General features: G+C 46.4%; 6 protein-coding genes, 1 tRNA gene and 1 pseudogene. 2 read left to right on the top strand and 6 right to left on the bottom strand.

The window, feature by feature from the left end:
* On the bottom strand, positions 1 to 1,455 hold a 1,455-nt coding region (locus PN462_RS00490; protein ID WP_272125853.1), incomplete at its 3' end, for a substrate-binding domain-containing protein.
* 100 nt (positions 1,456 to 1,555) lie between these two features.
* Positions 1,556 to 2,290, bottom strand: coding sequence for a CorA family divalent cation transporter (locus PN462_RS00485; protein ID WP_272125851.1), 735 nt, complete (start codon positions 2,288 to 2,290; stop codon positions 1,556 to 1,558).
* A gap of 473 nt (positions 2,291 to 2,763) precedes the next feature.
* On the opposite strand from PN462_RS00485, the gene PN462_RS00480 reads away from it, so the two are divergent.
* Positions 2,764 to 4,446: an ABC1 kinase family protein gene (locus PN462_RS00480; RefSeq protein ID WP_272125849.1), complete on the top strand. Its 1,683-nt coding sequence runs from the start codon at positions 2,764 to 2,766 to the stop codon at positions 4,444 to 4,446.
* Positions 4,447 to 4,596: 150 nt separating this feature from the next.
* On the opposite strand, the gene PN462_RS00475 is transcribed toward PN462_RS00480, so the two are convergent.
* The 4 genes from PN462_RS00475 to PN462_RS00460 form a co-directional block, all read right to left on the bottom strand.
* Positions 4,597 to 4,669, bottom strand: a tRNA-Glu gene (locus tag PN462_RS00475).
* A gap of 121 nt (positions 4,670 to 4,790) precedes the next feature.
* On the bottom strand, positions 4,791 to 5,339 hold the full coding sequence (locus PN462_RS00470; RefSeq protein WP_272125848.1) for an NYN domain-containing protein: 549 nt from the start codon (positions 5,337 to 5,339) through the stop codon (positions 4,791 to 4,793).
* Between the two features lie 219 nt (positions 5,340 to 5,558).
* Positions 5,559 to 6,224 carry an energy-coupling factor ABC transporter ATP-binding protein gene (locus tag PN462_RS00465; RefSeq protein ID WP_272125847.1) on the bottom strand — a complete coding sequence of 222 codons (666 nt, stop codon included), beginning with the start codon at positions 6,222 to 6,224 and terminating at the stop codon, positions 5,559 to 5,561.
* A 199-nt stretch (positions 6,225 to 6,423) separates the two neighbouring features.
* Complete coding sequence (locus tag PN462_RS00460; protein ID WP_272125846.1) at positions 6,424 to 6,687, bottom strand: hypothetical protein; 264 nt, start codon at positions 6,685 to 6,687, stop codon at positions 6,424 to 6,426.
* A 332-nt stretch (positions 6,688 to 7,019) separates the two neighbouring features.
* Here PN462_RS00460 and PN462_RS00455 point away from each other — a divergent pair.
* Positions 7,020 to 7,159, top strand: a pseudogene (locus PN462_RS00455) (photosystem II D2 protein (photosystem q(a) protein)); the annotation flags it as partial.

Genomic DNA, 7,159 nt, shown 5'->3' with positions numbered 1-7,159 from the left:
TCTTACGGGTGAGGGGTCTTTTTGAGTAACGGGTTCTTGTTCAGAAGGAGGAATAGAGGGGTGTTCTCTTACGGGTGAGGGGTCTGTTTTTTGCGGAACAGAGGGGGGGTCTGTTGCTTGCGGTTGGGGGAGGGGAAATTCGCTAGTTAAAGGGGGGGTTGGGGAGTCTGGGGAAGGGGTTAAAAGGACGGGAGTTGGGGAAAATTTGGATTGGGTGGGAGGAATAGCAGGGGGTTGTGGGGGAATTTGTGGAGGGGTTAGGGGGGAAACGGTTTGAGGGGTTTTTGGTTCTAGTTTGACTAAGTAAAGACCGGGTTCTAATTCTGGTTGGTCTAAACTGGAGAGTAAGAGAGACCTCTGTTGAGAGTTTAAGGGATCAACAGGAGGATAGAAGGGAGGAGACTGGGGTTCTGGGGGTTCAGTGGAGACGAAAAGACTGCGTAAACGGCCTGTTTTCCAGAGATAGAATAAAACCCCTAATAGGGTGAGGGGGAGTAGGGTTAAGAGAAACCAGAGAAAATAAGGAGTTCCGTTGGGGGAGGAGTCGGGAGTGTCTTGGGGGGGTTGGGGGGTTGGAAGTTGGGGGGAAACTCGGTTGAGAATATCTGCGGTGGTAATAGTGCTGAGGAGGAATTGAACGGGGGGAGTAGGTGGGGTTTGATAGACGTAATACCGGGGTTGAGAAAAGGGGTATCTGGGGTCACTGACGGGGACATTGTGCATTAAGAGAATACGCAGTTCTGGCCGATTCACGGCTTGGTCTGCTATGGTGTAGCCAAGGCTATAACGGTCTAATGCGTTAATTAATGCGTCTGTGCTATCTTCGGGTAAGATTTCCGCAGTTTCTCCCGTTGCAAACTCTGCTTCTTCAAAAACGGGATAATTGCGTAAGGCTTGACGGGTATCACTATTGGGGGGACGATCTAGGAAGCGTAGGGGTTGATTGACTCCCCCTAACTCGTACCAGTTGGTAATTTCTCCGCGAAAAATTTGGGCGAATTGTTGATCGGTTAAACTCCCTACAAAGGGGTTATCGGGGGCCACGACGATGGCAATTTTTCTTCTCGGTAGCGCGATCGCACGTAACCCATTGGCTTTTTCCAAATCCGTGAGAGGACGGCCAATGGCCGCAACATCAATCCGTCCTGCTTGTAATGCGTCTAATGCGTCCTCAGTCCCCTGATACTCCAGCTTAACTTGTAGGCCAGAATATTGCTCCTCTAAAAAGTTTTTCACCGACTGATTAATCTCAGCCATACTAGAAGACCCATCAATACGAAGGGTAGAGGTTTCGGGAAGGGTGAGGGGTAAATCTTCGGGAGGAGTGGGGGTTTGTGCAGTGACTGCTGCGAGTCCCTCCCCCAGAAAGGGTCTCTGGTTTGCTTTGCACAAGACCAACAATAATGTTAAGGGGACGAGAGGTAAAGATTTTAGCCAGTTCAAGGGAATAAACATTCACTTCAAGGAAAAATGAGGGGTCAATGTAGGGATGCGAGGGAATCAAAGACCATTGATGATTCCTAGATTGAACAAAGCAGAGAGCGTATTGTTTAATTTACCACCATCGTCCTCGTGTGACCCACCGAAAGACAAAAAACCCGAACACCATCCCCAAGAAAAAGATAGACCAAAAGGAGAGAATGGCATTTTCCTCTAGGCCACTATTTAAATTCATGCCAAAGACACTGGCCAAGGCCGTTAGAGGTAAGAAAATAGCCGCTAAAATATTTAAACGATTCCCCGACTCTACAGATTTTAAACTTAATCGGGTTTGTTCTTCGGCCCGTTGAGCAATGCGGAAATCTAGGGCATTTTTGGTATTTTCGTAGAGTAAATCCAAACTACGCTCAATTTCATAGGCCCAGTCCCGCAAATCTATAATATCCCGATCTTGGGGAATTTCTTCTCTTGCCGTCTGAAGGGTCATGTGGAGGTTTTTGCTGGCCCGCCGTAGGGCGATCATTTCTTCTAATAGGGTAAAATAATCCTCAGCATCTTGAGCGTTTTCATATTGTTGTTGTAACTCAATTTCCGCTTGATTATAGGCTTTAATATGCTTGTTGAGGGGTTGCAGTCCTTTTTTTCCGATACTCGCTTCCCAACTCCCGTCCGGTTTGCGCCAAAAAAAGACAATTTTGCGATCGCGCTGATGGGGTTGCGGGGCATGATGCAACACTAAAAGTAAATGTCCCTCAGCCTCCATTGCCCGTTGTTTCCCCGCACTCCGTTCTCCAAAACGTTGTTTGATGGTTTCCGGGAGAGACCAAGAAGGGGGTAATTTGTGTGTCATGGTTGAATCAAAGGTGAATAGTAGATAATAGAGAGAAGGGAATAAAAACCCCGTTACTCCCCAGAAAATTAAATAAAATAATATATTCTCATTTATAAATGAGTCATTTGTATAAAACCCTCAAATTTACAAAAATTAACCGCTAAAAATGACCCCAATGGGCAACGAGATTACAGGGGTTTGAGGGGGCTATTGACAAGGATGCTAAAATAATAATCGACAGGGGTTTTCTGTCTCAATAACCGTCAACTCGCCCAAAACCCCCAACAGTCCAAGGAAGTTTAAAGGACAACAATTCTTCCACCCCCTAGGCCGATGACAAAATTTCTGCCCCAACGCGAGACTTAAATTTGACAAAATAGCAAAAATGTGCAATACAACCTCACCATTCCCAAAAAAACCAGAAAGACAGCAGGAATGCACCCAAACCCTGATAACTTGTAAGGGATATCCGTCTTAGTCCTCAACCCTCTATGAGTGCATCCTCAAAACAGCCTAGAAAACAGCCTAGGTGGCAACGCAAACGTTATTCCCCTCGCGCTCGACAGATCGACATCTTCTCCGTTGCCCTTCGCTTCATCGGGGCATTAGGTTGGGATCAAGTCACCGGAAACCTAACCTCTCAGCGCAAAAGCCGCCGAGCGCAATGGCTTGTCCAACAAATGTTAGAACTCGGGCCCACCTTCATTAAAATTGGTCAAGCCCTCTCCACCCGTGCCGATCTCATTCCCCTCGAATATATCAAAGCCCTCGAACAACTCCAAGACCGAGTTCCCCCCTTCGACTCCGAAACCGCCATTTCTGTAGTCGAAACCGAACTCGGCAACTCCCTCAACGGCTTATTCCGGAACTTTGAACTCTCCCCCCTCGCATCTGCGAGCTTAGGACAAGTCCACCGGGCCATCCTCCACACCGGAGACGAAGTAGTGGTCAAAGTCCAACGACCCGGCCTCGAAAAACTCTTTAACCTCGATTTTGAAGTCATTCATCGGTTAATCCGTTTCCTCAACCGTTATTTCCCCAAAATCCGCCAATATGACCTAGAAGGGTTGTACTACGAGTTTTTTGGCTTACTCTTTCAAGAAATTGATTACATCCACGAAGGAAAAAACGCCGAACGCTTCCAAGATAACTTTGAACATATTTCCCACATTATCGCCCCGAAAGTCTATTGGCGATACACCACCAAACGAGTCTTAACCCTAGAATACCTACCGGGCATCAAAATTGACGATCGCATGACCATTGAAGACTGTAACATCAACCCGGATCATTTAATTCAACTAGGCATTACCTGTTATCTCAAACAACTCCTAGAGGATGGATTTTTCCAATCTGATCCCCATCCAGGTAATCTTGCCGTGAGTCAGGACGGGAAATTAATTTTCTATGATTTTGGCACAATGACCGAAGTAAAGTCCTTGGCCCAAGATCAGATGATTAATACCTTTTTTGCGGTGATGCGGAAAGACACCGAGGAGGTGGTGAATAGTCTGGTATATATGGGACTCCTCGAACCACAACCAGATATGACTCCCGTGAAACGACTGGTGGGGTTTGTGTTAGACCAATTTCGGGAAAAACCCGTCGATCTGAGTGCTTTTGACCAGATGAGTAATGAAGTTTATGTGATGTTCGAGCAACAACCCTTTCGTCTTCCGGCCCAGATGATGTTTGTCATTAAGTCGGTTTCGACGTTAGATGGAATTGCTCGGGCATTGAATCCTCAATATAATTTATTGGCGGCCAGTCAACCATTTTTACAGAAGTTGACTCAATCAGCAGATAAGGGGAATTTGTTGAAGCAGGCCGTCCGTCAGACACGCAATGCCATTCAACACCGTCTCAATAAACCCCACCCCGTCCAAGTGGCCGTCCAACGGTTAGAGGACCGATTAGACCAAGGAGAGTTTGAAATCAGAGTCCGGTCCCAGGTGACGGAACGCGCTTTGAAACGGTTAAATATGGCGGTGCGGTGTTTAATTTATGGCTGTTTCTGGGGGTTTACGATGTTGGGGGGGATTTTATTGGTGGTGTATAGTTATGTGAATTGGGCGATCGCGCTTTTCTGTATTTCTGCCTTCTGGTTAGTTCTCACCGTGAGAATCTTAATTCGTCTCCTCCTACGAGAACGTTTGGAACGACGTTTAAGATAGTTGAGAGTTGGAGAATTCAACCACAAAGACACAAAGGACACAAAGGGGAGATGAAGGAGATATACTACTGATTACTGGTAACAGTTACTGCTCCCAAACAGCAAAACACCCAGCAGTAATTGCCGAGTGTTTCGTTACTTCTTATTAAAGTACCCCCAAGGGAATTCGAATCCCTGTCGCCTCCGTGAAAGGGAGGTGTCCTAGGCCTCTAGACGATGGGGGCTTGGTGACTTCCTGTTTTTCAGGACGTTTATTAATGTAGCGAATATTCTCAGGGGTGTCAAGGAATTTGGGAAATTTTTTTGAAAAATTTTTTTGCTCCGGCTCTAATCCCCAGATAACAGTCATTTCATTCCAAAGCGCATTTGCGTTAACCGTTGTTGAGCTTGGGCATCGAGGGCATTAAATAAAAAACGCCCGGAAGATTTCTGGCGGGGGCGTTGTTTGGGTCGAGATTTCAGTTTGGCCTGTCGGACTAAACGGCCTAGTTGCTTGGCCGAGACACATTCTGCCCCGTATCCTGTCACCGTTTGCTGTTGAGCGCGGTCTGAGGTGGCTACAATCAACCGTTTTTGGGTATAGCGGAGTTGACGCGCTTGGGACGCACAAGCCTTTTCAATATAAGTATCTGCCGTCTCTGCAAAGTTGGTATAGTGGGCAGAGAGATGGCGGGTCAATGGCTCACGATATTCTGGGTCACGCTGCAAATGTGCATCAAAGACAATGACCGTTTCGTAATCTTGAAGAGCCGAGTAATTAATGAGAGACTCGACGAGTTGCTGACGAGCAGCATCTAAACCGTGGCGATCGCGCATTTGCTGCAATTCTGACCACGCCCCAATCATGTTATAACCATCAACGAATAGATGAGCAAGCGGTGTCCACAAAGTCATTGTTCTTTAATTGGCTCTGCACAATAGGTCTATAACGATTCAGCAATATTCTTCAATGTTAACAATGATTGCAATTTATGAACGAACTTTATTTTTGGGAGTCGGGAGTTGGGAGTTGGGAGTTGGGAGTTGGGAGTTGGGAGTTGGGAGTTGGGAGATGGGGGAGTTGGGGGAGAACAAATTGTTAATTGTTAATTGTTAATTGTTAATTGTTAATTTTTAATGCTCATCCAAACGGTGTTTGAGGCGTTGGGGATCACCTTGATCGGTAACTTGACCGTTCTCTAGGAGTAATGCACCATCACAATAATCTAACTCATTAAGGCGATGTGTCACCCATAAGGCCGTCAGTCCTCGCTCCTTGACGATTTTTTGCACTTGTAAGACTAATTCAATTTGCGTATCGGGATCGAGAAGGGCAGTAGGTTCGTCTAAGATTAATACTTTACAATGGCGGGCGATCGCACCTGCAATGGCAATTCTCTGCTTTTGTCCCCCACTCAGCGCGTAAATGGGTCGGCGCTGTAACTCTAATAAATTAACCGCCGTTAATGCCTCTCGGACTCGTTGTAAGACTTCCTCTGGAGATAAATTTTCATTCACCAGTCCAAAGGCCACATCGGCCCCTACTGTCGGCATGACTAACTGGCGATCGGGATTTTGAAACACAAACCCCACGGGTTGATTTAAATAAATCTCTCCGGTTTCTGGAGTTAGTAACCCGGCCAACAATCTTAACAGGGTTGATTTGCCACTCCCATTACTCCCCAGTAACATCCAAAACTCCCCCTGGGGAATAGCAAAAGAACAAGAGCGTAAGATGGCCTGCTCTTTCTGCCAACGAAATTGTAAGTCCTGCACACGGATGGCGGTGGGGTTGGTCAAATTTTCTTCTCCTCTCGGCCTGTATGACCCTGAGACAACACAAATTTGGGGCCGGTCAAATTTTCTTCTCCTCTCGGTCAGTATTACCTGCGATCACTCTGAAATTAGGGACGAATTAGACGATCTAGAGAACTAGAGGCCAATTCGTCCCCTGTTGGGTGGAGTCTATCGGGACTCACTCCCCCCAATGGGTGGACAATTACCCCTCGTTACTGAAAAAACCCGGTGTCCGTCCTGATGTTGTCGCTGATTTCTCAGAGATGACCACCGCATTGATCTGGTCACTGAAGACGGCCACTTCTTTCTCCGGTTGCTTATCGCAGGTGAGGTGGATCAGTTCCGGATGATCTCGTTTCATGGCTTCTAAGATGCCTTGAAACACCGCTTTTGCGTCTTCTTGTTCTTTCCGTTGGACGGAAATGGGCATGGGGGAATACTTGAGCAGTATGTCAATGGTGTACATTCAATCTTTTGGCTGTCTCTTTGTGGTCTTCATCTGCCTATTATTGCGGACAATTGCCCCGGACTGGGGAAAACTTCTGGGTTTTTTTTTGCTTATACACATTATTTTTCTTTTGTCAACCTCCCAAAAGACGAATTATTTTAAGGTTAAATTAAGAATTGTGTTGGCGAATTCCGTGATTTTTGATTATGATAATTAAGTAAAGAAACGTAAACTTTACTCACAAATAAGATCATTTTCTGCTCTGACACTCCGTTTGGGGGTCAGTGCGTTTTAAGAACAATGGGTAAAGTTTAGAGCTTATTCAGTAAATTTTTGGGAGAAATAACGATATGACCATAGCAGTAGGACGCGCCCCGGCTCAACGGGGTTGGTTCGATGTCCTCGATGACTGGCTAAAACGCGATCGCTTCGTGTTCATCGGCTGGTCTGGGTTACTGTTGTTCCCCTGTGCTTACATGGCAATTGGGGG

It is taken from the genome of Spirulina sp. CS-785/01 (assembly GCF_028330525.1).
Taxonomy (GTDB): domain Bacteria; phylum Cyanobacteriota; class Cyanobacteriia; order Cyanobacteriales; family Spirulinaceae; genus JAQMSD01.
The sequence above is the reverse complement of the archived record's forward strand: the minus strand, read 5'-3'. Positions and strand labels throughout refer to the sequence as shown.